This is a genomic window from Mycobacterium sp. ACS4054 (genome assembly GCF_001667275.1).
GTDB lineage: Bacteria > Actinomycetota > Actinomycetes > Mycobacteriales > Mycobacteriaceae > Mycobacterium.
In genome coordinates this window covers 1-26,165 of record NZ_LZHV01000028.1, presented here as the reverse complement: position 1 = coordinate 26,165, position 26,165 = coordinate 1, and the positions used below count along the sequence as shown (strand labels likewise).

Genomic DNA, 26,165 nt, shown 5'->3' with positions numbered 1-26,165 from the left:
GGCGTTATTGCGCGGGTACCGGGCAAGTTTGCCGCCCCCGCACCAACTTGCCTGGACGGGCGTCGGTGGGGACGCCGTTCTCCGCGATCACTTCCCCGGCCACGATCGTCGCGACGTACCCGTCGGCGGTCTGGTCCAGGCGCCGCCCCCCGGCCGGCAGGTCGTAGCTGATAACGGGTTTATGCAGGCGCAATGCCGCGTGGTCGATGACGTTGAGGTCGGCCTTGTACCCGACGGCGATGCGGCCCCGATCGCCCAGCCCCGCGACCCGGGCGGGCACCGACGTCAGCTCCCGGACCGCCGCCGGCACGGTGAACCGCCCCGATTTGCGGTCGCGCGCCCAGTGCGCCAGAAAATACGTGGAGTAACTGGCGTCGCAGATCATCCCGTAGTGGGCGCCGCCGTCGCCGAGCCCCAGGATCACGTCGTCGCGGTGCAGCAGCTCGCCGACGGTGTCCAGCGAGTTGCCCTGCAGGTTGCTGGTGGCCACCAACAGCATGGCGCGGCCGTCGTCGTCGAGCAGCCGGTCGTAGGCCTCCTCCATCGGCGCCACCCCCTTGGCCCGCGCCCGGGCGCCGATGCTGTCCGCCGGGTTCGGCTCGTAGTCGGGGTTGTCGCCCAGCGGGAAGATCCAATCCCACATCTGCGCCACGTACAGGATCGGGTGGCCGGCGCCGGGCTTGTCGGCCAGGATGCGGGCGCGCACCTCCGGCTTGCGCATCTCGGCGACCCGCTCGGCCAGCGGCAGGTGCGCTATCTCGCGGTAGCTGGGGTAGAGCACGAATGGGTTGGCCGACAGCTGCAGCCCGATGATCAGGCCGATCGGGCGCGGCAGCAGCTGCGCGGTGATCTGCGGGCCGTCGGAGCCCGCCCGTGAATTCGCCTTCTCGATCATCGTGATGGCGTCCGGCCACGTCGGATCGCCGGCGTTCGCGACGACCAGCGTGAACGTCAGCGGCAGGCCCACGTCCTCGGCCACGTCGAACACCGTCTGCAGCACGGGCTCGTAGCCACCGGCGGGGATGTCCGGCACGAACTGCAGCAGGCCCCCGCCGCCGTCCACGACCCCGCGGGCGATCTCCTCGATCTCCTCCCGGGCGGCGTCGTAACTCGGGATGGGCGAACCGCTTTCGGTTTTGTGGATGGTCAGCCGGGACGATGCGAAGCCGAGCGCTCCGACCTCGACCGCCTCCTTGGCCAGCGCCCGCATCTTGGCCAAGTCTTCGGCGGTGGCCGGTTCGCGGTTGGCGCCGCGCTGGCCCATCACGTAGACCCGCAGCGGCGAGTGCGGCAGGTACGCCGCGACGTCGATGTCACGCTTGCCCGAATCCAGCGCGTCCAGGTATTCGGGGAACGTCTCCCACGTCCAGGGCAGGCCGTCGGTCATGACCACGCCGGGGATGTCCTCGACCCCGGCCATCACGTCGACGAGCACGTCGTGGTCCTCCTGGCGGCACGGGGCGAAGCCGACCCCGCAGTTGCCCATCACCACCGTGGTCACGCCGTGCGCCGAGGACGGGGTCAGGCGTTCCGACCAGATGGACTGGCCGTCGTAGTGGGTGTGCAGGTCGACGAAGCCGGGGGTGACCAGCAGCCCGGTGGCGTCGATCTCGCGGTCGGCGGTCTCGCCGTTGACGTGGCCGACCGCCGCGATGAGGCCGTCTCGCACCGCGACGTCGCCGACGTACGGCTCACCGCCCAGACCGTCGACGATGGTGCCATTGCGGATGATCAGGTCGTACGTCATCCAAACAATCTACGACCGCGCCGGTGGGTCGTGCCAGGATCTAGTGTCGCTGTATGGCCAACACCTCCAGCCCCGATGCCGCCGTCCAAGAAGTGCTCCGCGACGCCTTCACCCGGTTGATCGAACACGTCGACGACATCGCCGACGGGTTGACCGACGAGGTCGCCGACTATCGGGCGACGCCCGACGCCAACAGCATCGCCTGGTTGCTCTGGCACAGCGCGCGGGTGCAGGACGTCCAGCTGGCCGACGTGGCCGGCGTCGAGCAGGTGTGGCTGCGCGACGGCTGGGTGGACCGGTTCGGGCTGGACCTGCCGCGCAACGACACCGGCTACGGGCACAAGCCCGAGCAGGTCGGGAAGGTCAAGGCGCCCGCGGACCTGCTCTCCGCGTACTACCACGCAGTGCACGAGCTCACCCTTGAATACGTCGCCGGCGTGACCGCCGGCGAGCTGGAGCGGGTGGTCGACACCAACTGGGACCCGCCGGTGACGGCCAGCGCGCGATTGGTCAGCATCATCGACGACTGCGCCCAACACCTCGGGCAGGCCGCTTACGTTCGCGGCATCGCGCCCTAGGGTTTTCCGGCGTGCGCTTCCTGGCCGCGGTGCTGCGGGCGGTGCTGTGGCTGGCCACCACCGTCGCGCTGGCGGTCGCGATCCCGGCGGCGTGGCTGCAGCTCAACGTCGTCAGCGAGGGCGGCTACGCGGCGCTGGCCCAGCGGGCCGCGACGGACCCCGCGCTGCAGGCCGCCGCCGCGAATGAACTGACCGGCCGCGCGACGGCGCTCATCGCCGAGCACACCAGGGGAGGCCGGCCGGTCGACGGCGCGGAGCTGCACCGGGCCGCCGCCGCGTTCACCGCCGGGCCGGCGTTTCCGGGGCTGTTCGCCCGGGCGAACAGCGCCGCGCACCGCTGGTTGTTCGCGGCCGACGGCGCCGGCGAGGCCTGGGAGATCGACGTCGCCCCGATGCTGCAGGACCCGTCGCTGCAGCGGATCCTGAGCAGCCACAACGTGAAAGTTCCTGCGACGCTTACCGTTCCGTTGACCGCATCGCCGCCACGATCGCTGCGGCAGGGGCAGCTGCGCCCGCTCGCCACCTGGGGCCCCTGGGTGAGCATCGGGGCGGCCGCGCTCGGCGTCGTCTGCGCGGTGCTCACGCTGGCCCTCGCCCGCCGCCGCGGCCAGGCGCTCACCAGCCTGGGCATCTCCGCGCTGCTGGTCGGCGCCGGCGGCTGGGCGGGCATCGAGATCGCCCAGCGGTACGTCAACGACGCGCTCAACCGCACCACCGGCGACATCCGCCGCATCGCCGAGGTGATGGTCGGCCGCGCCGAGGGGGGCCTGCACGAATGGCTCAACCTGACGCTGCTGACCGGGGCCGCGCTGGTGGTCGCCGGGGTGGTCGCGGCGATGCTGGGCGGCTTGCGAAAAGGCTTGCCGCCCAAGGCTTGACACCGGCGCCGTTGCCCGGCCGCAGCGCGCCGCGGTGACCTGGCACAAATCACACGGCGTGCGTTATACAAATCACACAATGTGCGTTACGCTCTGTCGGTGGCGCAGTTGACTTTCCAGCGTGCCCGCACCGAGGAGAAGAAGCGCCAACGTGCGGAGGCACTCGTGGAAGCCGCGCGTTCGCTGGCGCTCGAGACGGGCGTCGCCTCGGTCACGTTGACCGCCGTCGCCAGCCGCGCCGGCATTCACTACTCGGCCGTGCGCCGCTACTTCACCTCGCACAAGGAAGTCCTCCTGCACCTGTCCGCCGAGGGCTGGGTGCGCTGGTCGAACACCGTGTCCGAGAAACTGGCCCAGCCCGGCCGGAAGTCGCCGTCGCAGATCGCTGAGACGCTGGCCGACGCCCTGGCCCAGGACCCGCTCTTCTGCGACCTGCTGGCGAACCTGCACCTGCACCTCGAACACGAGGTGGACGTGGAGCGGGTCGTCGAGGTCAAGCGCATCAGCACCGCCGCCACGCTCTCGCTCGCCGATTCCATCGAGAGCGCGCTGCCGGAGCTCGGCCGCTCGGGGTCGCTCGACATCTTGCTCGCGGCGTACTCGCTCGCGGCCACGCTGTGGCAGGTCGCCAACCCGCCGGAGCGCCTCAACGACGCCTATGCCGAGGAGCCGGAAGTGATTCCGCCGGAATGGAATCTGGACTTCGCGTCGGCCCTCACCCGGCTGCTGACCGCGACGTGCGTCGGCCTCATCGCGGAGAAGCCATGATTAGGGGGAAGGACTCGGAGTGCCCATGACGACGACTGAGCCAAGGACCGAGCCGCTGAAGGTGGGCTCTGCCGGCGGGGAGGGCGAAAACCTCGCTCCGCAGCGCGCCAAGAAGAAAGGCCTGAAAGGCCTGTTCGCGCGTTTCTGGTTGGTGCTCACGATCACGGCTGTCGTCGCGCTGTCGGGATTCGTCGTATACCGATTGCACGGTGTATTCGGCGTTCACAAAGGTTCGTTCGGTGGTGGCACCTCGGGCGAGGTCCTCGACGAGTTCAACGCCAAGACGATCACGCTCCAGGTCTGGGGACCACCGGGCAGCACGGCAACCATCAACTACCTCGACGAAAACTCCCATCCACAGCAGGCCCTCAACGTGCCGTTGCCCTGGAGCAAAGTATTGAGTTCAACGAAGCCCGGCATCCCGGCAAACCTGGTGGCGCAAGGCGACGGCAGTTGGATCGCCTGCCAATTCGTGGTGAACAAGCACGACGGGAGCGGTGACGTCATCAAGACTCCGAACCGCTCCGATTCCACCCAAACCGTGAACGCCTTCGTCTATTGCCTGGACAAGTCCGCATGAGCGAGCCAGCCGAGGCTCCGCCGCGCGTAGACCAGCCGCTGATCCCCCCGTTCCTGCCGCGGATGATCCACCGGCTGGCGCTGCCGATCGTCCTGGTGTGGTTGGGCATCGTGTTCGTCACCAACACGGTGGCCCCGCAGCTGGAGGTCGTCGCCAAAACCCACTCGGTGTCGATGAGCCCGACGGACGCGGCGTCCTTTCAGTCGATGATGAAGGTCGGATCGACGTTTAAAGAGTTCAACTCCGACAACTCGGCCATGATCTTGCTGGAGGGCGACAAGCCACTCGGGGCCGAAGCGCACCGCTACTACGACGAAATCGTCAGGCGCGTAGAGCAAGACAAGAAACACGTTCAGCACGTCCAGGATTTCTGGAGCGATCCGCTGACGGCGGCGGGTTCCCAGAGCCACGATCAGAAGGCCGCCTACGTCCAGGTCTACCTCGTCGGCAACATGGGCGGCGGGCTGGCGAACGAGTCCGCCCTGGCCGTGCGCAAGATCGTGGACTCGGTGCCCGCGCCGCCGGGCATCAAGGCGTATGTGACCGGCGCCGGTCCGCTGTTCGCCGACCAGTCCCACGCGGGTGAGAAGGGCGTCATGCTCGTCACCCTTGTCACCTTCTTGGTGATCATCGTGATGCTGCTGATCGTCTATCGGAAGATCAGCATCGTTCTGATCATGCTGGCCATGGTGTTCATCGAGTTGGCTGCGGCCCGCGGTGTCGTCGCGACGCTCGGTAACTACGGCATCATGGGGCTGTCGACCTTCGCCAACAACATGCTGGTGCTGATGGCGATAGCAGCCGGGACGGATTACGCCATCTTCGTGGTCGGCCGCTACCACGAGGCCCGCGGTCTGGGCGAGACCCGCGAGCAAGCGTTCTACACCATGTTCCACAGCACCGCGCACGTCGTGCTGGGATCGGGCCTGACGATCGCCGGCGCGATGTACTGCCTGAGCTTCTGCCGGCTGCCGTATTTCGAGTCGCTCGGGGTGCCGTGCGCGGTCGGCATGCTGGTCGCGGTGTTGGCGGCTTTGACGCTGGCCCCGGCGATGTTGACGGTGGCTTCGTTCTTCAAGCTCATGGATCCGAAGCGCAAGCTGCAGACCCGGGGCTGGCGTCGCATCGGCACCGCCGTCGTCCGTTGGCCCGCACCGGTTCTCGCGGTGACCATCGGCATCGCATTGGTCGGTCTGCTCGCCCTCCCCGGGTATAAGACGGACTACGACAACCGCCACTTCCTGCCGGCGGACACCCCGGCCAACGTCGGTTATGCCGCCGCCGACCGGCACTTCGACCAGGCTCGGCTCAATCCCGAGTTGTTGATGATCGAGACCGATCACGACCTGCGTAACCCGGCCGATTTCCTCGTCCTGGACAAGGTTGCCAAGGCGGTCTTCCACATCCCGGGTATCGGCCGGGTGCAGACCATCACCCGGCCGCTGGGCACGCCGCTGGACCACAGCACCCTCGGTTTTCAGATGAGTGCACAAGCCGCGGGTCGCATCCAGACCCAGCACTATCAGGAGGAGCAGGCGAACAATCTGCTCAAGCAGGCCGACGAGCTGAAGAGGACCATGGCCACCCTGCATGAACAGATGCGGGTGACCCAGGACCTCAGCAACACGACGCATGAAACCACCAGGCTCACAAAAGAAACCGTGAAGATCACCGAGGCGTTGCGCGACGACATCGCCAACTTCGACGACTTCTTGCGGCCGATCCGCAGCTTTTTCTACTGGGAGCGGCACTGCTACGACATCCCGGTCTGCTGGGCGCTACGGTCGGTCTTCAACGCGCTCGACGGCATCGACCAGGTGGCCCAGAACATCGTGGAGCTCAGCGCGAACCTGGACAAGCTGGATCGGATTCAGCCACAGTTGGTGGCGCTCATACCGCCGCAGATCGAGAGTCAGCAGCGCAACCTCGACACCATCATGTCGAACTACGCGACCACCATGGGCCTCAACGAACAGTCGAAAGCGCAGGCGGACAACGCCACCGCGCAAGGCGACGCCTTCGATAAAGCAAAGAATGACGACACGTTCTACCTTCCGCCGGAGGCCTTCAAGAGCCCGGACTTCGCACGGGGTCTGAAGAATTTCATCTCGCCCGATGGGCACGCAGTCCGGTTGATCATCTCCCATGAAGGCGACCCGGCGAGTCCCGAAGGCATCAGCCACATCGAACCGATCAAGCAGGCCGTGCACGAGGCCATCAAGGGCACGCCCTGGGAGGGCTCCAAGGTCTACCTCGGCGGCACCGCCGCGACCTACAAGGACATGCACGACGGCTCCGACATCGACCTGCTGATCGCCGGAATTGCCGCTGCCACACTGATTTTCATCATCATGCTGGTGATCACCCGAAGCGTCGTCGCGGCCCTGGTGATCGTCGGTACGGTGTTGCTGTCACTGGGCGCCTCGTTCGGACTCTCCGTGCTCCTATGGCAGTACATCCTGGGCATGAAGTTGCACTGGATGGTGCTGGCGATGGCGATCATCCTGCTGCTGGCGGTGGGCTCGGACTACAACCTGCTGTTGATATCGCGGTTCAAGGAGGAAATCCACGCCGGGCTCAGAACGGGGACGATCCGCGCGATGGCCGGTTCGGGCTCCGTGGTGACCTCCGCCGGGCTCGTGTTCGCCGCGACCATGGCCACGTTCATGTTCAGCCCGCTGCTGGTGATGGCCCAAGTGGGTACGACGATCGCGTTGGGTCTGTTGTTCGACACCTTGATCGTGCGGTCGTTCATGACGCCGTCGCTGGCCACCCTGCTCGGGCGCTGGTTCTGGTGGCCGCAGCACGTGCGTCCACGCCCGGCCAGCACCATGCTCCGACCGTACGGACCGCGTCCCGCGGTGCGCGAACTGCTGCTCAAGAACGTCGACGAGCGCCCGGCGGGCGGAGTGGTACAGCCGCGCTGATCGGACAAAAAAATCCGCGCGTCCTTCCTCACGGACGCGCGGATTTTTTTAAGCCGTTAGGCCCAGTTCCACACCGACATGTCGCCGGGCGGGTATTGGGCGCACACGTCGGTCGACTTGGCGACGACGCCCTTGTTGTTGAAGAACAGCTTCATGTGGTTCGGCCAGGCGTACCACAGTGGGTCGTTGTTGTAGAAGTTCTCGGAATACGTCCGGCGATCCTCCGGCGACAGCGAGTAGAACCAGTGCACCTTGTCGATGGTCGCCTGCTGAACGTTCGGGTGGTTGTTGAAGTCGATCATGTAGCGCTGGTAGTACACCGGGCTGGTGTCGCGGGTGGCCGCCATGATCTGCTCGGCGTCGCAGGTGGTGTTGATCATCCTGCGCGGGATCGGGAAGTCCTCGGTGGAATCGGCCAGGGCCGTTTTCGGGAACGCCGTGGCGGCGATACCCAGGGCGAGGACAGCGACGCCTGCACGCAGGCCAGAACTCAGCCGAGACATAGGAACTACGGTAACACTTTTTGGCCGCCGGCGGAGAATTCCTAGGTCAGCTCAGCATTGGTCCCGATCAGGCACGATGACGTGTGTGGGGTCGGGCCGCAGCTCCGGCGGGGCCTGGCTGTAGTCGCCGAACGGACCGTCGCGGCGCTCGACCGCGGCGCGCACGCCCCGGGTCTGGGCGGTGGTGATGAAGTCGAGGGCGTCCGGGGTGTTGCGCATCAGGCCGTCGAGAATGCCGCCGAGCGTCTGCGTGGACGCCAACCCCATGTTCTCGTAGGCCTGGTTGACGATCAGCTTCTGCGCCTGCAGCTGCGACAACGGGATCCGGGCCAGCTCGGCGGCGACCTCCGCGACCCGCGCCTCGAGCCGCTCGAACGGCACCGCCTCGTTGATCAGCTCGATCTCGGCCGCCTGCACCCCGGTCAGCGGGCGGCCGGTCAGCGAATGCCACTTGACCTTGGCGAAACTGAGCCGGTAGAGCCACATCCCGCTCAGGTACGCGCCCCACATCCGGCTGTACGGGGTGCCGATCACCGCGTCGTTGCTGGCGATGACCAGGTCGGCGCACAGCGCGTAGTCGCTGGCCCCGCCGACGCACCAGCCGTGCACCTGGGCGATGACGGGCTTGGACGCGCGCCAGATGGCCATGAACTTCTGCGTCGGCCCGGTCTCGCGGGAGCTGACCATCGCGAAGTCCTTGCCGGGGTCCCATTGCCCGTCGGTCATCATGGCGTCGCCCCAGTGCTGGAAGCCGCCGCCGAAGTCGTAGCCGCCGGAGAACGCCCGGCCAGCGCCGCGCAACACGATGACCTTGACGGCCGGGTCGCGCTCGGCCAGCCCAATGGCCGCCTCGATCTCGTCCGGCATGGGCGGCACGATGGTGTTGAGCTGCTCCGGACGGTTCAGCGTGATGGTGGCAACCGGGCCGGCCGTTGTGTACAGCAGCGTCTCGAAGTCGGGTGTCGGCATGGCTTCCCTAGGGGTCGGGCTGGCGGTTTTCCGGTGACGACGCGTAGATGCGGTCGCCGATCTTCAGGTAGGGCGTCGTCAGGTAGGCCGACATGACGATCAGCCCGGAGAAGATCAGCGTCACGCAGACGGCGTTGGGCCAGAGCCGGCCCGTGCCGATCGCGAAGCAGACGGTGCCGATCGCCGCGGTCGCCCAGTAGAACCGCCGGCCGGCGCGGCGGTCGCCGATGAATCGGTAGCGTGCCTGCGCCGCCGAAACCAGGACGAAGATCAGCCCGGTCGCCAGCAGGGTGAGTTCGATGCGTTGGGTCGCTGACACGCCACGATCCTATGGGCCCAGCATCCGCCAGAGGAACGAGTAGGTCAGGGCGGACTTGAACGCGACCTGTTCGTTGTCGGCCGCCCCGGCGTGGCCGCCCTCGATGTTCTCGTAGTAGAAGACCGGGTGGCCGGCGGCCTGAAGCGCCGCCGTCATCTTGCGGGCGTGGCCCGGATGGACCCGGTCGTCGCGCGTCGACGTGGTCATCAGCACCGGCGGGTAGTGGCGCGTCGCCGAAATGTTCTGGTAGGGAGAGTATTCCGAAATGAACGCCCAGTCCTGCGGGTTGTCCGGGTCGCCGTACTCGGCCATCCACGACGCGCCGGCGAGCAACAGGTGGTAGCGCCTCATGTCCAGCAGCGGCACGCTGCAGACCAGCGCGCCGAATCTCTCCGGGTACTGGGTCAGCATGATGCCCATCAGCAGGCCGCCGTTGCTGCCGCCCTGCGCGCCGAGCTGGTCAACGGTCGTGATGCCGCGTTCCACCAAATCGGTTGCCACCGCGGCGAAATCCTCGGCTACCTTGTGCCGGCCCTCGCGCATCGCCTGGGTGTGCCAGCCGGGCCCGTATTCGCCGCCGCCGCGGATGTTGGCGAGCACGTAGGTACCGCCGCGGCCCAGCCACAGCCGGCCGAGCACCCCGCTGTAGGCCGGGGTGTTGGACGATTCGAAGCCGCCGTAGCCGTACAGCATGGTCGGGCCGGGGCCGCGCGCGTCGGCGGGGCGCACCACGAAGTAGGGGATCGGCGTGCCGTCCCGCGAGGGCACGAAATGCTGTGCCACCGTCATGTTTTCGGCGTCGAAGAAGGCGGGCGCGGACTTGATCTGTTCGAGCGGGCCGGTGCCGGTACCGCGCATGAGCCGCGGCGGCGTGACGAATCCGCTGGAGTCCAGGAAGAACTCGTCGCCGGTGTCGTCGGCGGCGACCACGACGGTGTTGGTCGCGTCCGGAATGCCCGGGATCGGCTCCCGGCGCCAGTTTCCTGGCGTGACGATCTCCACGCGGCTGGCCACGTCGGCAAGGGTGACCATCAGCAGGTGGTCGCGCGTCCATGCGTAGTGGTTCAACGCGGTGTGCTCGTCGGGTGCGAACACCACGGTCAATTGTGCTGTGCCCGCGAGGAATTCGTCGTAGTCGGCCGCCAGCAGGGCGCCGGCCGGATAGCTGTCGGCGCCGTAGAACCATTCGGTGCGCAGCTCGATCAACAGCCATTCGCGGTGTATCGACAGGCTCGCGTCGGTGGGAGCGTCGATCCGGATCAGCTCGGGGTGCTCTGCCGAGCCGCGCAGTTCGTAGACCTCTTCGTTCCAGAAGTCGAGGGCGCGCCCGAGCAGGGTGCGCTCGAAGCCGGGGGTGCGATCCACCGACGCCGACACCCGAACGTCGGTGCGGTCGCCGGAGAACACGGTCTCGGCCTCGGTCAGCGGCGTGCCCCGGCGCCACCGCTTGATCACCCGCGGGTAGCCCGAGTCGGTCAGCGAGCCGTCGCCGAAGTCCGTGCCCACCAGGACGGTATCGAGGTCCACCCAGCTCAGCTGCGACTTGGCCTCCGGCAGCTGGAATCCATCGTCGAGGAATTCCCTTGTCGCCATGTCGAATTCGCGCACGACGGAGGCGTCCGAGCCGCCCGGGGACAGCGCGACCAGGGCGCGGGTGTACTCGGGTTCGATGACGCCGGCGCCGGCCCACACCCACTTCTGATTGTCAGCGCGCCCCAGTTCATCTATGTCGATCAGCACGTCCCACTGCGGGGAATCGGAGCGGTAGCTGTCCAGCGTGGTGCGCCGCCACACGCCGCGCGGGTTGGCGGCGTCGCGCCAGAAGTTGTACAGGTGCTCGCCGCGGCGCACCACGTAAGGGATGCGGGCGTCGGTGTCGAGCACCTCGAGCGCCTCGGTGCGCATCCGCTCGAAAGCCTCGTCGCGGAACTTGGCCAGCGTCGGTTCGTTGCGCGCGCGCACCCAGTCCAGCGCCTCATCGCCCGTGACATCCTCGAGCCACAGGTAGGGGTCGTGCGGGTCCTCGGGGGTGGCGGCGGCGTGTGACGTCATGGCTGCCATTGTGGCCCGCGGCGGTACTGTGAGGTGTATTACACAGGCGAGACGAGGAGCGCAGCAGATGACTGTTTTCGCACGTCCGGGTGCTGCCGGGGCGCTGATGTCGTACGAATCCCGGTACCAGAACTTCATCGGGGGCCAGTGGGTCGCCCCGGCGGCCGGCCGCTATTTCGAGAACCCCTCACCGGTGACCGGCCAGCCGTTCTGCGAGATACCGCGCTCCGACGAGACCGACGTGGACAAGGCGCTCGACGCCGCCCACGCGGCGGCCCCGGCCTGGGGCAAGGCCGCCCCCGCCGAGCGGGCGGCCATATTGAACAAGATCGCGGACCGCATCGATGAGCACACGGCGGCGCTGGCCGTCGCCGAGGTGTGGGACAACGGCAAACCGGTGCGCGAGGCGCTGGCCGCCGACATCCCGTTGGCGGCCGACCATTTCCGGTATTTCGCCGCGGCGCTGCGCGCGCAGGAGGGTTCGCTGTCCCAGATCGACGACGACACCGTTGCCTACCACTTCCACGAGCCGCTCGGCGTGGTGGGGCAGATCATTCCGTGGAACTTCCCGATCCTGATGGCCGCCTGGAAGCTGGCGCCCGCCCTCGCGGCCGGCAACGCGGTGGTGCTCAAGCCCGCCGAGCAGACCCCGGCCTCGGTGCTCTACCTCATGTCGCTCATCGGGGACCTGCTGCCCGCCGGAGTGGTCAACGTGGTCAACGGGTTCGGCGCGGAGGCCGGCAAGCCGCTGGCCTCGAGCAACCGGATCGCCAAGATCGCGTTCACCGGGGAGACCACCACCGGGCGGCTGATCATGCAATACGCCTCCCAGAACCTGATCCCGGTGACCCTGGAGCTGGGCGGCAAGAGCCCCAACATCTTCTTCAACGACGTGATGGCGCGCGGCGACGACTTCCAGGACAAGGCGCTCGAGGGCTTCACCATGTTCGCCCTCAACCAGGGCGAGGTGTGCACCTGCCCGTCGCGCAGCCTGATCCAGGCCGACATCTACGACGAGTTCCTCGAACTGGCCGCCATCCGGACCAAGGCGGTCCGCCAGGGCGACCCGCTGGACAGCGAAACCATGCTGGGGTCGCAGGCGTCGAACGACCAGTTGGAAAAGATCCTGTCCTACATCGCGATCGGCCAGGACGAGGGCGCCAAGGTGATCACCGGCGGCGAGCGGGCCGAGCTTGGCGGCGACCTGTCCGGCGGCTACTACATGCAGCCGACGATCTTCTCGGGCAACAACGGCATGCGGATCTTCCAGGAGGAGATCTTCGGGCCGGTGGTGGCGGTGGCGCCGTTCTCCGATTACGACGACGCGATCGCGATGGCCAACGACACCCTTTACGGCCTGGGCGCGGGCGTGTGGAGCCGCGACGGCAACACCGCCTACCGGGCCGGCCGCGACATCCAGGCCGGCCGGGTCTGGGTCAACTGCTACCACGTGTATCCGCCGCACGCGGCGTTCGGCGGCTACAAGCTGTCCGGCTTCGGGCGTGAGTGCCACAAGATGGCGCTCGAGCACTACCAGCAGACCAAGAACATGCTGGTGTCCTACTCGGACAAGGCGCTCGGTTTCTTCTGATGGCCCGGGACCCCGTCACCGGGGTGGTCATCACCGCCCCCGCCGCCGAACTGCTGGAGCGACTGCAACAGCGGCACGGCCCGGTGATGTTCCACCAGTCCGGCGGCTGCTGCGACGGGTCGTCGCCGATGTGCTACCCGCGCGGGGACTTTCTGGTCGGTGACCGCGACGTCCTGCTCGGCGTCCTCGACGTCGGTGACGGGGTGCCGGTGTGGATTTCGGGCCCGCAGTACGAGACCTGGAAGCACACCCAACTGGTGATCGACGTGGTCCCCGGCCGCGGCGGCGGCTTCAGCCTGGAGGCGCCCGAAGGGCTGCGGTTCCTGTCGCGCGGACGGGTCTTCAGCGACGACGAGCAGGCGGTGCTGCGGGCCGCGCCGGTGATCACCGGCGCCGATTACGAGCGCGGTGAACGCCCGTCCGCGCGCGGCCGGGTGGTGGCCGACGCGGCGCTGCGAACGTGCCCTCCGGGTCGGTGAGGCCAGTAGTGTCGAAAGCGTGATCCCGCTGCCGCGCCCGCGACTATTGGCCGGCGCCATGCTGATTGGCGCCGCGCTCGGGCTGCTGGCGGGGGTGGGATTCGCCGTCCCGGCCCACGGGGATGTCCGCCCGGCCGTCGCCCTGGCGTTGGTGGTGGGAATTCCCGGCACCCTCGGGCTGGTGACCATCCTCTTCTCCGGGCGTCGATGGGTGACCATGCTGGGCGCGTTCGTCCTGTCGGTGGGACCGGGCTGGTTCGGCGTGCTCGTCGCCCTTCAGGTGACGGCCGGTGGCTGACGAGGACACCCCGTCGAGCCCGGGGACCCAGTCATGGGTGCCGGACTTCTCCGATTCCGAGGAGGACACCGGGACGCAGTCGTGGGTGCCGGATTTCTCGGACGACGACGACACCGGCGGGCGCCCGGCCGCCGCGAAGGACGCGCCGGAACCGGCCGAGCCGGCCGCCGCGCCGGACGATGACGAGGCCGAATCCGCCGTCGTGCCGGTGCAGCCCGTCACCGTCCCCGGGCGCTACTTCTACCTCAAGTGGTGGAAGCTGCTGCTGGTCATCCTCGGCGTCTGGTTCGTGGCGGCCGTCGTCGGCCTCGGCCTGTTCTATTGGTGGTACCACGCGGGCGACAAGACACCGGCGTTGTTCGCGGTCCTGGTGTACGTGGTGGCGTGCGCCGTCGGTGGCGTGCTGCTCGCCATGGTGGAGGGCCGGCCGCTGGTTTCGGCGCTGTCGCTGGCGGTGATGTCGGGGCCGTTCGCCGCCCTGGCCGCCGCGGCGCCCGTGGCTGGCTACTACCACTGCGCGCGCGTCGGCCACTGCCTGCTGGGCGTCGTTCCGTATTAACGCCCGGCCCGCGGGGCCACTAGGGTAGGGCCGTGACCCATTTTGACGTCGTCGTCGTCGGGGCCGGTCCCGGCGGATATGTCGCAGCCATTCGCGCCGCACAGCTCGGCCTGAACACCGCAGTCGTCGAGCCGAAGTACTGGGGTGGTGTGTGCCTCAACGTCGGCTGCATCCCGTCCAAGGCGCTGCTGCGCAACGCCGAGCTGGTGCACATCTTCACCAAGGAGGCCAAGACGTTCGGCATGAACGGCGAGGCGACCTTCGATTACGGCACCGCCTTCGACCGCAGCCGCAAGGTGGCCGAGGGCCGGGTCGCGGGCGTGCACTTCCTGATGAAGAAGAACAAGATCACCGAGATCCACGGCTACGGCCGGTTCACCGACGCCAACACGCTCTCGGTCGAGCTGAACGACGGTGGCACCGAGAACGTCACGTTCGATAACGCCATCATCGCCACCGGCAGCAGCACCCGGCTGGTTCCGGGGACCTCGTTGTCGACCAACGTGGTCACCTACGAGGAGCAGATCCTGTCCCGGGAGCTGCCCGAGTCGATCGTGATCGCCGGGGCCGGCGCGATCGGCATGGAGTTCGGCTACGTGCTGAAGAACTACGGCGTCGACGTGACCATCGTGGAGTTCCTGCCGCGCGCGCTGCCCAACGAGGACGCCGACGTGTCCAAGGAGATCGAGAAGCAGTTCAAGAAGCTGGGCATCAAGATCCTCACCGGAACCAAGGTCGAGTCGATCGACGACAACGGCTCCGAGGTGACCGTCGCCGTCAGCAAGGACGGCGAGAAGCAGGAGCTCAAGGCCGCAAAGGTGTTGCAGGCCATCGGTTTTGCGCCCAACGTCGAGGGCTACGGCCTGGAGAACACCGGCGTCGCGCTCACCGGCCGCAAGGCGATCGGGATCAACGACTACATGATCACCAGCGTGCCGCACATCTACGCTATCGGGGACGTCACCGGCAAGCTGATGCTCGCTCACGTCGCAGAAGCCATGGGGGTGGTAGCGGCCGAAACCATCGCCGGCGCAGAGACTCTGGCGCTGGGCGACTACCGGATGCTGCCGCGCGCGACGTTCTGCCAGCCGCAGGTGGCCAGCTTCGGGCTGACCGAGCAGCAGGCCCGCGACGAGGGCTACGACGTGGTGGTGGCCAAGTTCCCGTTCACCGCCAACGGCAAGGCGCACGGCCTGGGCGACCCCAGCGGCTTCGTCAAGCTGATCGCCGACGCGAAACACCTCGAGCTGCTGGGCGGGCACCTGATCGGCCACGACGTGTCCGAGCTGCTGCCCGAGCTGACGTTGGCGCAGAAGTGGGACCTGACCGCCACCGAGCTGGCCCGCAATGTGCACACCCACCCGACGTTGTCGGAGGCGCTGCAGGAGTGCTTCCACGGCTTGACCGGCCACATGATCAACTTCTGACGGGCCCATGCGCAGCGACGTCGTTCTGGGGGCCGTCGGCGGCCTCGCCGCGGGCTATGTCCTGTGGCTGCTCGCTTTTTCGATCGCCGACGACAACGCGGCGGTGGGGCAGTGGGCGCCGACGGTGTTGCTGGCCTCGCTCGCCCTGGCGGTCTGCGCGACGATGTGGGCGTCGTTGCAGCGCCGGCGCCGAAAGTACGCGTGGTCGGGCTTCGGGTTCGGGCTGCCGGTGCCGCCGCTACTGCTGACGCTGGCCGTGTTCGCCAGCGTCTACCTGTGAGCGGGCGGGTCTAGCGGGGGTTGTCCAGCGGGATTGCCAGGGCCGACATGGTCGCGGCCAGGCCGTCGTATTGGCTTGCCAGCAAGCAGAATTCGATCAGCTGACGCCGGTCCAGGTGCTGGGCCAGCTGCTGCCAGGTGGCGTCGGTGATGGTGCGGTCCTTGACGAACTCGTCCGTCGCGGTCAGCAGCGCCTGCTGGCGCACGGTCAGCCGCGCCTCGACCGGCTCCAGCCGCTCGGGCCAGGCGAAGATCGCGGCCTGCAGGTCCGCGTCGAGCCCCTGCCTGGCGGCCATCCGGCGATGGTGCTGCAGCTCGTATTCGCACGAGCGCAGGTGCGCGACCCGCAGGATCACCAGCTCGGTGTCGATCGCCGGCAGCCGGCCGCGCAGCACGCGGCCGCTGTAGATGCTCCACACCAGGAACAGGAACTTGTTCTGGCCCAGCGTGGTGAACAGGTGCATCTCGGGCGCGCGGACCTTGCGGGCGGCCGACTTCGCCAGAATCCAGTTGATCAGCCCGAGTTCACGCAACCGCCCCGACGGGATGCGGCCGTTTTCAGGCGCGGTCACGGTTGCTGCACCAGGTAAGGGGAGACCGTGCTGCGGTGCTCGTCCAGATCCAGGGCGCGCCCCAGCGCCGGGAACGCCCGCTGCGGGCAGTTGTCGCGCTCGCAGACGCGGCAGCCCGCGCCGATCGGTGTGGCGATATCACCCGACAAGTCGAGTCCTTCCGAGTAGACGAGCCGGTGCGCGTGGCGAAGCTCGCAGCCCAGCCCGATCGCGAAGGTTTTACCCGGCTGACCATACCGGGCGGCGCGGCGCTCCACGGTGCGGGCCACCCACATGTAGTTGCGGCCGTCGGGCATCTGGGCGATCTGCACCAGGATCTTGCCCGGGTTGGCGAACGTCTCGTACACGTTCCACAGCGGGCAGGTCCCGCCGCTGGACGAGAAGTGAAAACCGGTGGCCGACTGGCGTTTTGACATGTTGCCGGCCCGGTCCACCCGGACGAACGAAAACGGCACGCCGCGCATCGACGGCCGCTGCAGCGTCGAAAGCCGGTGCGCGATGGTCTCGTAACTCACCGAGTAGAAGGAGGACAGCCGCTCGACGTCGTAACGGAAATTCTCCGCGACGTCATGGAATTGGCGGTAGGGCAGCACCGCGGCCGCGGCGAAGTAGTTGGCCAGCCCCAGCCGGGCCAGGGTGTGCGACTCGTCGCTGGTGAACTTGCCCTCCTGGACCAACGCGTCGATCAGGTCGCCGTATTCGAGGTAGGCCAACTCGGCGGCCATCTTGAAAACCTGCTGACCCAGCGAGAGGTGGTTGCTGATCTCCAGCGTCTTGGTGGCGGGGTCGAACCGGTGCAGCACGGTGTCGCCGAGATCGATGCGGCGGTTGATGTGCACGCCGTGCACCTCGGTCAGCCGGCGGTTCAGCTCGCGAGCCAGGTCGCCGTGATGCATCCGCATCTGGATGGTCAGGTCTTCGGCGGCGGTGTCCAGCTCGTGCAGATAGTTCTGGCGTTGGTAGAAGTAGTCGCGGACCTCCTCGTGCGGCATGGTGATCGACCCGCTGCCGCTGCCGTCGGAGAACCGCTCCTCGGTGGCGGCCGCCAGCTGCGCGGTGGTGATCCGGTAGCGCCGGTGCAGGTTGACCACCGCCCGGGCCAGCCCCGGGTGCGCGGCGACCATCTCGGCCACCTCGGCGGGTTCGACATCGATGTCCAGGTCGCGGTCCAGGGTGACCTCGCGCAGCTCGGCGACCAGCCGGGTGTCGTCCTGGGAGGCGAAGAACGTCGCATCCACGCCGAACACCTCGGTGATGCGCAGCAACACCGCCACCGTCAGGGGGCGAACGTCGTGCTCGATCTGGTTCAGGTAGCTCGGCGAGATATCCAGCATCTGCGCCAGGCCGGCCTGAGAGAACCCGCGCTCGTTGCGCAGCTGGCGGACGCGGGAGCCGACGAAGGTCTTGGACACTTTGCCCAGGGTACCGGGGTTGCTAAGCGGACGTTGGCAGAGTTCGCATGGGGCGGCGTTCGCGTCGCAATTGGTTTTTGACCCAGGTGGTTGGCATGATTCGCTGCGGAGGCCCCAGGACTGGCCTGGGGTGCCCACGAGGAGGAAACGGGGAGCGAAGCCGTGAGCCTGGACAAAGAAATGATGCCGGTTCCCGACGGGCACCCCGACGTGTTCGACCGCGAATGGCCGCTGCGGGTCGCCGACATCGACCGCACCGGCCGGTTGCGGCTGGACGCGGCGTGCCGGCACATCCAGGACATCGGGCAGGATCAGCTGCGCGAGATGGGCTTCGAGGAGACACACCCGCTCTGGATCGTCCGCCGCACCATGCTCGACCTGATCCGCCCGATCGAATTCCAGGACATGCTGCGGTGCCGCCGGTGGTGTTCGGGCACCTCGAACCGCTGGTGTGAGATGCGGGTTCGCGTCGACGGGCGCAAGGGCGGCCTGATCGAGTCCGAGGCCTTCTGGATCAACATCAACCGCGAGACCCAGATGCCGTCGCGCATCTCCGACGACTTCCTCGCCGGCCTGCACAAGACCACGTCGATCGACCGGCTGCGCTGGAAGGGCTACCTGAAGCCGGGCAGCCGGGACGACGCCTCGGAGATCCACGAGTTTCCGGTCCGGGTCACCGACATCGACCTGTTCGACCACATGAACAACTCGGTGTATTGGAGCGTGATCGAGGACTACCTGGCCTCTCATCTGGAGCTGATGCAGCTTCCCCTGCGGATCACCATCGAGCACGAGGCGCCGGTGGCCCTCGGCGACAAGCTGGAGATCATTTCGCACGTGCACCCGCCCGGTTCGACCGATCAGTTCGGTCCCAACCTGGCCGATCGCACTGTTACAACGCTCACATACGCGGTCGGCGACGAGACGAAAGCCGTCGCCGCGCTCTTCTCCCGCTAACCGGACAAGCGTCCCGTTAATTTCCCGGCTGACCTGCGAATTCTGGTTACCGGCCGGTAGTTTCTGAAACGGTTCAGTTCCCGTTCATCTTTGCAAGATTTGCTAAATCCCGCGGAGTCGTTGCCGAAATTGGCAAATGAAACGGCTGGACCTGCGTCAACAGCTGTGCCATCGTCGAGTTAGCACACCAGCGAAGTTGAGCCGCTAGCTACCGCCGGTGAAGCGTTCACCTAACCAGTAGTGAAGATCGTTGAAGGAGCATGCCCAATGTCTGCCGTTGGCACCCCCAAGAGCGCCGAAGAGATCCAGAAGGACTGGGACACCAACCCCCGCTGGAAGGACGTCAACCGCACCTACACCGCCAAGGACGTCGTCGCCCTGCAGGGCAGCGTGGTCGAGGAGCACACGCTGGCCCGCCGCGGCGCCGAGGTGCTCTGGGAGCAGCTGCACGACCTGGAGTACATCAACGCCCTCGGAGCGCTGACCGGCAACATGGCCGTCCAGCAGGTGCGGGCCGGCCTGAAGGCCATCTACCTGTCGGGTTGGCAGGTCGCCGGTGACGCCAACCTGTCCGGCCACACCTACCCCGACCAGAGCCTGTACCCCGCCAACTCGGTGCCGCAGGTCATCCGCCGGATCAACAACGCGCTGCTGCGCGCCGACGAGATCGCCCGCGTCGAGGGCGACACCTCGGTGGAGAACTGGCTGGCGCCGATCGTCGCCGACGGCGAGGCCGGCTTCGGTGGTGCGCTGAACGTCTACGAGCTGCAGAAGGCGATGATCGCCGCGGGCGTCGCGGGCTCGCACTGGGAGGACCAGCTCGCCTCGGAGAAGAAGTGTGGTCACCTCGGTGGCAAGGTGCTGATCCCGACCCAGCAGCACATCCGCACGCTGACCTCGGCCCGCCTGGCGGCCGACGTCGCCGGCGTGCCGACGGTGGTGATCGCCCGCACCGACGCCGAGGCGGCCACGCTGATCACCTCGGACGTCGACGAGCGTGACCAGCCGTTCATCACCGGTGAGCGGACCAAGGAAGGCTTCTACCGGGTCAAGAACGGCCTCGAGCCCTGCATCGCCCGCGCCAAGGCCTACGCGCCGTACTCGGACCTGATCTGGATGGAGACCGGCACGCCGGACCTCGAACTCGCCGCCAAGTTCGCCGAGGGCGTCAAGGCGGAGTTCCCCGACCAGATGCTGGCCTACAACTGCTCGCCGTCGTTCAACTGGAAGAAGCACCTGGATGACTCCACCATCGCGAAGTTCCAGAAGGAGCTTGGCGCAATGGGATTCAAGTTCCAGTTCATCACGCTGGCCGGCTTCCACGCGCTGAACTACTCGATGTTCGATCTGGCCTACGGCTACGCCCGCAACCAGATGACCGCCTACGTCGAGCTGCAGGAGCGCGAGTTCGCCGCCGAGGAGCGCGGTTACACCGCGACCAAGCACCAGCGCGAGGTCGGTGCGGGTTACTTCGACCGCATCGCCACCACCGTCGACCCCACTTCGTCGACGACCGCGCTGACCGGCTCCACCGAAGAGGGTCAGTTTCACTGATCGTCTGCGGAGCCGAGCAGTCGCGAAATCGCACCGCTGCGATCCAGATCGTGCGAATCAGCGCCTGCTGACCGTGAAGTAGCATTGGCCCCGCCCAGCGAACCTGGGCGGGGCCTATTGCGGTGCAAGACGATACGACACCGAAAGAGATGACAGTGAGCGACGCAGCGATTCAGCGGGTAGGGGTGGTCGGGGCCGGCCAGATGGGGTCCGGCATCGCCGAGGTCTCGGTCCGCGCCGGTGTCGACGTGACGGTGTTCGAGACCACCGAGGCCCTGATCACCGCCGGACGCAACCGCATCGTGAAGTCGCTGGAGCGCGGCGTCAGCGCGGGCAAGGTGACCGAGCGGGAGCGCGACCGCGCCCTGAGCAAGCTCACCTTCACCACCGATCTGAAGGACCTCGCCGACCGCCAGCTGGTGATCGAGGCCATCGTCGAGGACGAGGCCGTCAAGGCGGAGATCTTCGCCGAACTCGACCGCGCCATCACCGATCCCGACGCCGTGCTGGCGTCCAACACCTCCAGCATTCCGATCATGAAGATCGCAGCGGCCACCAAGAACCCGCAGCGGGTGCTCGGGCTGCACTTCTTCAACCCGGTGCCGGTGCTGCCGCTGGTCGAGTTGGTCTGCACGTTGGTCACCGACGAGGGCGCCGCGGCGCGCACCGAGGAGTTCGCGAGCGCGGTGCTGGGCAAGCAGGTGGTGCGCTGCTCGGACCGGTCCGGCTTCGTGGTGAACGCGCTGCTGGTGCCCTACCTGCTGTCGGCCATCCGCATGGTGGAGGCAGGTTTCGCCACCATCGAAGACGTCGACAAGGCGGTCGTCGCCGGGCTGTCGCACCCGATGGGTCCGCTGCGGCTGTCCGACCTGGTCGGGCTGGACACCCTGAAACTGATCGCGGACAAGATGTTCGAGGAATTCAAGGAGCCGCAGTACGGCCCGCCGCCGCTGTTGCTGCGCATGGTGGAGGCGGGCCGGCTGGGCAAGAAGACCGGCCAGGGCTTCTACACGTACTGAGGGCGGGCGCCGCGAAAGCGCTTGGCGCGCCTACTTTTCCAGCGTGAACTGGTCAACGTCGGTGTAGCCCTGGCGGAACAGCTTGGCGCAGCCGGTCAGGTACTTCATGTACCGGTCGTAGACCTCTTGCGACTGGATGGCGATCGCCTCCTCGCGGTTCGCCCGCAGGGCCGTGGCCCACGTCTCCAGGGTCCGCGCGTAGTGCAGCTGCAGCGAGTGCACCCGGGTCAGCTCGAAGCCCGCCGTCACCGCGTACTCGCCGACCGTCTGCGGCGTGGGCAGCCAGCCCCCCGGGAAGATCTCGGTCAGGATGAACTGCGAGAAGTGCACGATCTCGTGGGTCAGCGTCATGCCGCGCGCCCGGGCCTCCTTGAACGAGGGCCGAACGATGGTGTGCAGCAACATCACTCCGTCGGACGGCAGCACCTGGTAGGCCATCTTGAAGAAGCGGCCGTAGCGCTGGCGGCCGAAGTGCTCGAAGGCGCCGATCGACACGATGCGGTCGACGGGCTCGTGGAATTTCTCCCAACCCTCCAGCAGCACCCGCCGCGTGCGGGGGGTGTCCATCTCGTCGAACGACTTCTGCACGTGCTCGGCCTGGTTCTCCGACAGCGTCAGGCCCACGACGTTCACGTCGTACTTCTCGATGGCCCGCCGCATGGTCGCGCCCCAGCCGCAGCCGATGTCCAGCAGCGTCATCCCGGGCTCGAGCTTCAGCTTGCCCAGCGCCAGGTCGATCTTGGCGAGCTGCGCCTCTTCCAACGTCATGTCGTCCCGCTCGAAGTAGGCGCAGCTGTAGGTCTGGGTGGGGTCCAGGAACAGCCGGAAAAAGTCGTCGGACAAGTCGTAGTGGGCTTGCACGTTTCCAAAATGCGGCGTGAGCTGCACGGACATGTCGAGATAAAGCCTTTCGTTTATGCGGAGGCGGGATGGCCGGCCTGCACGACGCAACCCTGCGTCACCCCCGGTGCATCCCTGCATGCTAGTCGTCGCGGCGATGCGAGTCGTCTTCGCTAGCGGTGCAAAGCGTCACACGACAGCGCCCGAATGCACAAAAAGAGCGACCCCGGCGCCGCGCCGTGGGCCGGCTACGCCGGGGACGAATCCTGGTGTCCCGGCGGCGGCACGATCGGCGACGGGTGGGGCTCCTCGCGGAATTTCTCCAGCGACCCACCGACCTCGACGATGCCCTTCAGCGCGTTCCAGCTCAGCATCGTCAGGTAGTCGATCAGCTCGTCGCGGCTCATGCGCGGGTAGGACATCCACGAGTGGGTGGCCAGCTGAACGCCGCCGACGATCAGGTACGCCCACGGCTCCGCGCCGCCGGTGTCCATCCCCGCCTGTTGCATCCGGCGGCGCATCAGCACCGCGAGCATGCGGGCGATGATCCGCTCGGAGTCGGCGATCACCTTGCTCTTGCTGGCCGAGCTGTTCGACATCACGAAGCGGTAGGGCTCGGGTTCGTTCGCGACGGTTTCGACGTAGACGCGGATGACCTCGCGGGTCAGGTCGAAGCCGTCGAGGTTGGAGGTCAGCGCCGAGGCCATGTTGGGGATCAGGGTGGTCTGCGTGAACCGCATCATCACGGCGGTGGTCAGGTCGTTCTTGTCGACGAAGTAGCGGTACAGCACCGTCTTCGAGACGCCGATCTCCGCGGCGATGTCGTCCATGCTGATGGTGCCGCCGAGGCGCCGGATCGCGTCGATCGTGCCGTCTACCAACTCGTTGCGGCGCTCCACCTTGTGCTGGTGCCAGCGCCGCTTGCGACCATCCGTCTTGGCCGCCACAGCCAACATTCGCTCTGCCACTGTCGCCGATATCCCATTCACTAGACGCCCTCGATACTACGGCGTGCGGGCCTGTTTCGAACTCTGACCGCGCGCCGCTGCGGGCCCGGGAGCAGTGTCGTCGCATCAATCGGCCGCTTCGATAGATGATGGTGGGGTGGTACACAGAGCCTCGTCGCGAGGCGAAGCGCCGGCCCCCCGAGTGGCGGGCCCGGACGCACTGATTCCGTCGACCGCTGCGGGGCGACCGCACGCGTCGTTCGCCGAGTCCTTCGCCGGTGCCGACCCGCAGGCCGACGCCGAGCGCCGGGTGGCGCTGCGCCGGATGAAGGCCGTGGCGCTGAGCTTCCTGATCGGCGCCACCGGCCTGTTCCTGGCCTGCCGATGGGCCCAGGCCCACGCCAACCTGGGCGCCTGGGTCGGTTACGTGGGCGCCGCCTCGGAGGCCGGGATGGTCGGCGCGCTGGCCGACTGGTTCGCGGTGACGGCGCTGTTCCGTCATCCGCTGGGCATCCCCATCCCGCACACCGCGATCATCAAGCGCAAGAAGGATCAGCTCGGGGAGGGGCTGGGAACCTTCGTGCGGGAGAACTTCCTGTCGCCGCCGGTGGTGGAGACCAAGCTGCGGGACGCGCAGGTGCCCGGACGGCTCGGCAAGTGGCTGTCGGAGCCGTCGCACGCGCAGCGGGTGGCCGGCGAGACGGCCACCGTGCTGCGCGTGTTGGTGGAGCTGCTGCGCGACGACGACGTCCAGCAGGTGATCGACCGGATGATCGTGCGCCGCATCGCCGAACCGCAGTGGGGGCCCCCGGTCGGACGGGTGCTGGCGACCCTGCTGGCCGAGAACCGCCAGGAGGCGCTGATCCAGTTGCTGGCCGACCGCGCCTTCCAGTGGTCCCTGAACGCCGGCGAGGTGATCCAGCGGGTGGTCGAGCGGGATTCGCCGACGTGGTCGCCGCGCTTCATCGACCACCTGGTCGGCGACCGCATCCACCGCGAGCTGATGGACTTCACCGACAAGGTGCGCCGCAATCCCGATCACGAGCTGCGCCGGTCGGCGACCCGGTTCCTGTTCGAATTCGCCGACGACCTGCAACACGACGCGGACACCATCGCGCGCGCCGACGCGATCAAAGAGCAGCTGATGGCGCGCGACGAGATCGCCAACGCGGCGGCGACGGCGTGGAAGACGCTGAAACGGCTGGTGCTGGAGGGCGTGGACGACCCGTCCAGCACGCTGCGCACCCGCATCGCCGACACGGTGGTCCGCATCGGGGAGTCGCTGCGCGACGACGCCGACCTGCGCGACAAGGTGGACAACTGGATCGTGCGGGCGGCCCAGCACCTGGTTTCCCAGTATGGGGTGGAGATCACAGCGATCATCACCGACACCATCGAGCGCTGGGACGCCGAGGAGGCCAGCCGGCGCATCGAGCTCCACGTGGGCCGTGACCTGCAGTTCATCCGGATCAACGGCACGGTCGTCGGCTCGCTCGCCGGCCTGGTGATCTACGCCGTCGCGCAGCTGTTTTTCTAGTAGTGCTAACAAGTGCTTGCAATAGCAAGCACTTGTAGTAGTCTGAGGGCCGTCAGATCGACCGTCCGACCAGGAGCACGCCATGGCACCCGAGGAGAAGCTCTCCGCCAAGGTGTCCAACGCCGCCTCCGACATGGCCTCGGACATCGGTAGCTTCATCCGGACCCAGCGCGAACAAGCGCAGGTCTCGGTGCGCCAGCTCGCCGAGAAGTCTGGGGTGAGCAATCCGTATCTGAGCCAGGTGGAGCGGGGACTGCGCAAACCGTCCGCCGACGTGCTCAGCCAAATCGCCAAGGCCTTGCGGGTTTCCGCCGAGGTGCTCTATGTGCGGGCCGGGATCCTCGAGCCCAGCGACAAGAGCCAGGTGCGCGACGCCATCATCACCGACACCGCGATCACCGAGCGCCAGAAGCAGATCCTGCTCGACATCTACACGTCGTTCACCCAACAGAACGAATCCACCGAACCGAGCAACGAGGAGTGTGCCCCCGAATCCATCGCCGACGAGTGAGGCCGGTTCCGGGCGATGTATAGCCCACCGCCCACCCGGGTTACCCAGAAGCGAGGATCCGGCGCCCGCGAGCGGAGGAGAACCGCTCGCCCCGGCTTTCACAACAGACACCCAAGAACGCCTATAACGAAAGGAAACACCATGGCGGACAACACCAACATCGAAGATCTGCGGGCCCCGCTGCTCGCGGCCCTCGGCGCGGCCGACCTGGCCCTGGCGACGGTCAACGAGCTGATCGCGAACCTGCGTGACCGCGCCGAAGAGACGCGCGCCGACACCCGCACCCGGGTGGAGGAGAGCCGCGCTCGCCTGACCAAGCTGCAGGAGGACCTGCCCGAGCAGATCGGCGAGCTGCGCGAGCGGTTCACCAGCGACGAACTGCGCAAGGCGGCCGAGGGCTACCTGGACGCGGCGACCAACCGCTACAACGAGCTGGTCGAGCGGGGCGAGGCCGCCCTGCAGCGGCTGCGCAGCCAGACCGGCCTGGAGGACGCCTCCGCGCGCGCCGAGGGCTACGTGGACCAGGCCGTCGAGCTGACCCAGGAGGCCCTGGGCACCGTCGCGTCGCAGACCCGCGCGGTCGGCGAGCGCGCCGCCAAGCTGGTCGGTATCGAGCTGCCCAAGAAGACCGACGAGTCGGCCAAGAAGGCCCAGAAGGCTGTCGCCAAGAAGGCGCCCGCCAAGAAGGCGCCCGCCAAGAAGGCTCCGGCCAAGAAGGCGTCCGCCAAGAAGGTCACCCAGAAGTAAGTCGCGGCGGGGGGGGGGGGGGGGGGGGGGGGGGGGCCCCGGGGGGGGGGGGGGGGGGGGGGGGGGGGGGGGGGGGGGGGGGGGGGGGGGGGGGGGGGGGGGGGGGGGGGGGGGG

General features: G+C 67.6%; 25 protein-coding genes and 1 pseudogene. 17 read left to right on the top strand and 9 right to left on the bottom strand.

Annotation, left to right across the window (positions count from 1 at the left end; all coding sequences use genetic code 11):
- Positions 1–4: 4 nt before the first annotated feature.
- On the bottom strand, positions 5–1,747 hold the full coding sequence (locus A5730_RS05365; RefSeq protein WP_067896653.1) for an amidohydrolase family protein: 1,743 nt from the start codon (positions 1,745–1,747) through the stop codon (positions 5–7).
- Between the two features lie 53 nt (positions 1,748–1,800).
- On the opposite strand from A5730_RS05365, the gene A5730_RS05360 reads away from it, so the two are divergent.
- From A5730_RS05360 to A5730_RS05340, 5 genes are all read left to right on the top strand, one after another.
- Positions 1,801–2,325, top strand: coding sequence for a mycothiol transferase (locus tag A5730_RS05360; RefSeq protein WP_067896650.1), 525 nt, complete (start codon positions 1,801–1,803; stop codon positions 2,323–2,325).
- An 11-nt stretch (positions 2,326–2,336) separates the two neighbouring features.
- Positions 2,337–3,203 (top strand): hypothetical protein, encoded by an 867-nt coding sequence (locus A5730_RS05355; RefSeq protein ID WP_067896647.1) that lies wholly within the window; start codon positions 2,337–2,339, stop codon positions 3,201–3,203.
- Between the two features lie 81 nt (positions 3,204–3,284).
- A complete protein-coding gene (locus tag A5730_RS05350) occupies positions 3,285–3,971 on the top strand; it encodes a TetR family transcriptional regulator (protein ID WP_156349447.1) in 687 nt (228 codons plus the stop codon).
- 25 nt (positions 3,972–3,996) lie between these two features.
- Complete coding sequence (locus A5730_RS05345) at positions 3,997–4,551, top strand: MmpS family transport accessory protein (protein ID WP_067896722.1); 555 nt, start codon at positions 3,997–3,999, stop codon at positions 4,549–4,551.
- On the top strand, positions 4,548–7,478 hold the full coding sequence (locus A5730_RS05340; RefSeq protein ID WP_067896644.1) for an RND family transporter: 2,931 nt from the start codon (positions 4,548–4,550) through the stop codon (positions 7,476–7,478). The genes A5730_RS05345 and A5730_RS05340 overlap by 4 nt, the downstream gene beginning before the upstream one ends.
- 56 nt (positions 7,479–7,534) lie before the next feature.
- Here the strand turns inward: A5730_RS05340 and A5730_RS05335 are convergent, their stop codons facing one another.
- The 4 genes from A5730_RS05335 to A5730_RS05320 are packed head-to-tail and all read right to left on the bottom strand — an operon-like array spanning position 7,535 to position 11,321.
- Positions 7,535–7,981, bottom strand: a complete 447-nt coding sequence (locus tag A5730_RS05335; RefSeq protein ID WP_055400678.1) for a DUF5078 domain-containing protein — start codon at positions 7,979–7,981, stop codon at positions 7,535–7,537.
- Positions 7,982–8,032: 51 nt separating this feature from the next.
- Positions 8,033–8,950 (bottom strand): crotonase/enoyl-CoA hydratase family protein, encoded by a 918-nt coding sequence (locus A5730_RS05330; RefSeq protein WP_067896641.1) that lies wholly within the window; start codon positions 8,948–8,950, stop codon positions 8,033–8,035.
- 7 nt (positions 8,951–8,957) lie between these two features.
- Positions 8,958–9,269: a hypothetical protein gene (locus tag A5730_RS05325; RefSeq protein WP_067896637.1), complete on the bottom strand. Its 312-nt coding sequence runs from the start codon at positions 9,267–9,269 to the stop codon at positions 8,958–8,960.
- Between the two features lie 9 nt (positions 9,270–9,278).
- Positions 9,279–11,321: a prolyl oligopeptidase family protein gene (locus A5730_RS05320; protein WP_067896634.1), complete on the bottom strand. Its 2,043-nt coding sequence runs from the start codon at positions 11,319–11,321 to the stop codon at positions 9,279–9,281.
- A 67-nt stretch (positions 11,322–11,388) separates the two neighbouring features.
- Between A5730_RS05320 and A5730_RS05315 the strand changes: the two genes are divergently transcribed.
- From A5730_RS05315 to A5730_RS05290, 6 genes are read left to right on the top strand one after another with little or no spacing between them, the layout of a single operon-like run.
- Entirely contained in the window at positions 11,389–12,912 is a 1,524-nt protein-coding gene (locus A5730_RS05315; protein ID WP_067896631.1) for an aldehyde dehydrogenase family protein, read from the top strand.
- Positions 12,912–13,391, top strand: a complete 480-nt coding sequence (locus A5730_RS05310) for a DUF779 domain-containing protein (RefSeq protein WP_067896628.1) — start codon at positions 12,912–12,914, stop codon at positions 13,389–13,391. Before A5730_RS05315 ends, A5730_RS05310 begins: the two co-directional genes overlap by 1 nt.
- A 19-nt stretch (positions 13,392–13,410) precedes the next feature.
- Positions 13,411–13,689, top strand: coding sequence for a putative holin (locus tag A5730_RS05305; RefSeq protein ID WP_067896626.1), 279 nt, complete (start codon positions 13,411–13,413; stop codon positions 13,687–13,689).
- Positions 13,682–14,248, top strand: coding sequence for a hypothetical protein (locus A5730_RS05300; RefSeq protein WP_067896623.1), 567 nt, complete (start codon positions 13,682–13,684; stop codon positions 14,246–14,248). The genes A5730_RS05305 and A5730_RS05300 overlap by 8 nt, the downstream gene beginning before the upstream one ends.
- A 32-nt stretch (positions 14,249–14,280) precedes the next feature.
- Positions 14,281–15,675, top strand: a complete 1,395-nt coding sequence (lpdA, locus tag A5730_RS05295; RefSeq protein WP_067896620.1) for a dihydrolipoyl dehydrogenase — start codon at positions 14,281–14,283, stop codon at positions 15,673–15,675.
- A gap of 7 nt (positions 15,676–15,682) precedes the next feature.
- Entirely contained in the window at positions 15,683–15,955 is a 273-nt protein-coding gene (locus tag A5730_RS05290; RefSeq protein WP_067896617.1) for a hypothetical protein, read from the top strand.
- 10 nt (positions 15,956–15,965) lie between these two features.
- Here A5730_RS05290 and A5730_RS05285 read toward each other — a convergent pair whose 3' ends face one another.
- Complete coding sequence (locus tag A5730_RS05285) at positions 15,966–16,526, bottom strand: carboxymuconolactone decarboxylase family protein (protein WP_055400696.1); 561 nt, start codon at positions 16,524–16,526, stop codon at positions 15,966–15,968.
- The gene (gene ramB, locus A5730_RS05280; protein ID WP_067896614.1) at positions 16,523–17,938 is read right to left on the bottom strand and encodes an acetate metabolism transcriptional regulator RamB; all 1,416 of its coding nucleotides are present in this window, start codon (positions 17,936–17,938) and stop codon (positions 16,523–16,525) included. Before ramB ends, A5730_RS05285 begins: the two co-directional genes overlap by 4 nt.
- Positions 17,939–18,100: 162 nt before the next feature.
- On the opposite strand from ramB, the gene A5730_RS05275 reads away from it, so the two are divergent.
- From A5730_RS05275 to A5730_RS05265, 3 genes are all read left to right on the top strand, one after another.
- Positions 18,101–18,895: an acyl-[acyl-carrier-protein] thioesterase gene (locus A5730_RS05275; protein WP_067896611.1), complete on the top strand. Its 795-nt coding sequence runs from the start codon at positions 18,101–18,103 to the stop codon at positions 18,893–18,895.
- A gap of 267 nt (positions 18,896–19,162) precedes the next feature.
- On the top strand, positions 19,163–20,449 hold the full coding sequence (gene aceA, locus A5730_RS05270) for an isocitrate lyase (RefSeq protein WP_067896607.1): 1,287 nt from the start codon (positions 19,163–19,165) through the stop codon (positions 20,447–20,449).
- Between the two features lie 155 nt (positions 20,450–20,604).
- Complete coding sequence (locus A5730_RS05265; protein WP_156745698.1) at positions 20,605–21,468, top strand: 3-hydroxybutyryl-CoA dehydrogenase; 864 nt, start codon at positions 20,605–20,607, stop codon at positions 21,466–21,468.
- Between the two features lie 30 nt (positions 21,469–21,498).
- Here A5730_RS05265 and pcaA read toward each other — a convergent pair whose 3' ends face one another.
- A complete protein-coding gene (pcaA, locus tag A5730_RS05260; RefSeq protein ID WP_067896601.1) occupies positions 21,499–22,362 on the bottom strand; it encodes a cyclopropane mycolic acid synthase PcaA in 864 nt (287 codons plus the stop codon).
- 194 nt (positions 22,363–22,556) lie between these two features.
- Positions 22,557–23,276, bottom strand: a complete 720-nt coding sequence (locus tag A5730_RS05255) for a TetR/AcrR family transcriptional regulator (RefSeq protein WP_067896598.1) — start codon at positions 23,274–23,276, stop codon at positions 22,557–22,559.
- A 136-nt stretch (positions 23,277–23,412) separates the two neighbouring features.
- Between A5730_RS05255 and A5730_RS05250 the strand changes: the two genes are divergently transcribed.
- From A5730_RS05250 to hbhA, 3 genes and pseudogenes are all read left to right on the top strand, one after another.
- The gene (locus A5730_RS05250) at positions 23,413–24,792 is read left to right on the top strand and encodes a DUF445 domain-containing protein (RefSeq protein ID WP_156745697.1); all 1,380 of its coding nucleotides are present in this window, start codon (positions 23,413–23,415) and stop codon (positions 24,790–24,792) included.
- 82 nt (positions 24,793–24,874) lie between these two features.
- Positions 24,875–25,304, top strand: a pseudogene (locus A5730_RS05245) (helix-turn-helix domain-containing protein); the annotation flags it as partial.
- Positions 25,305–25,444: 140 nt separating this feature from the next.
- Positions 25,445–26,050, top strand: a complete 606-nt coding sequence (gene hbhA, locus A5730_RS05240; protein ID WP_067896593.1) for a heparin-binding hemagglutinin HbhA — start codon at positions 25,445–25,447, stop codon at positions 26,048–26,050.
- The last annotated feature ends 115 nt before the right edge of the window (positions 26,051–26,165 follow it).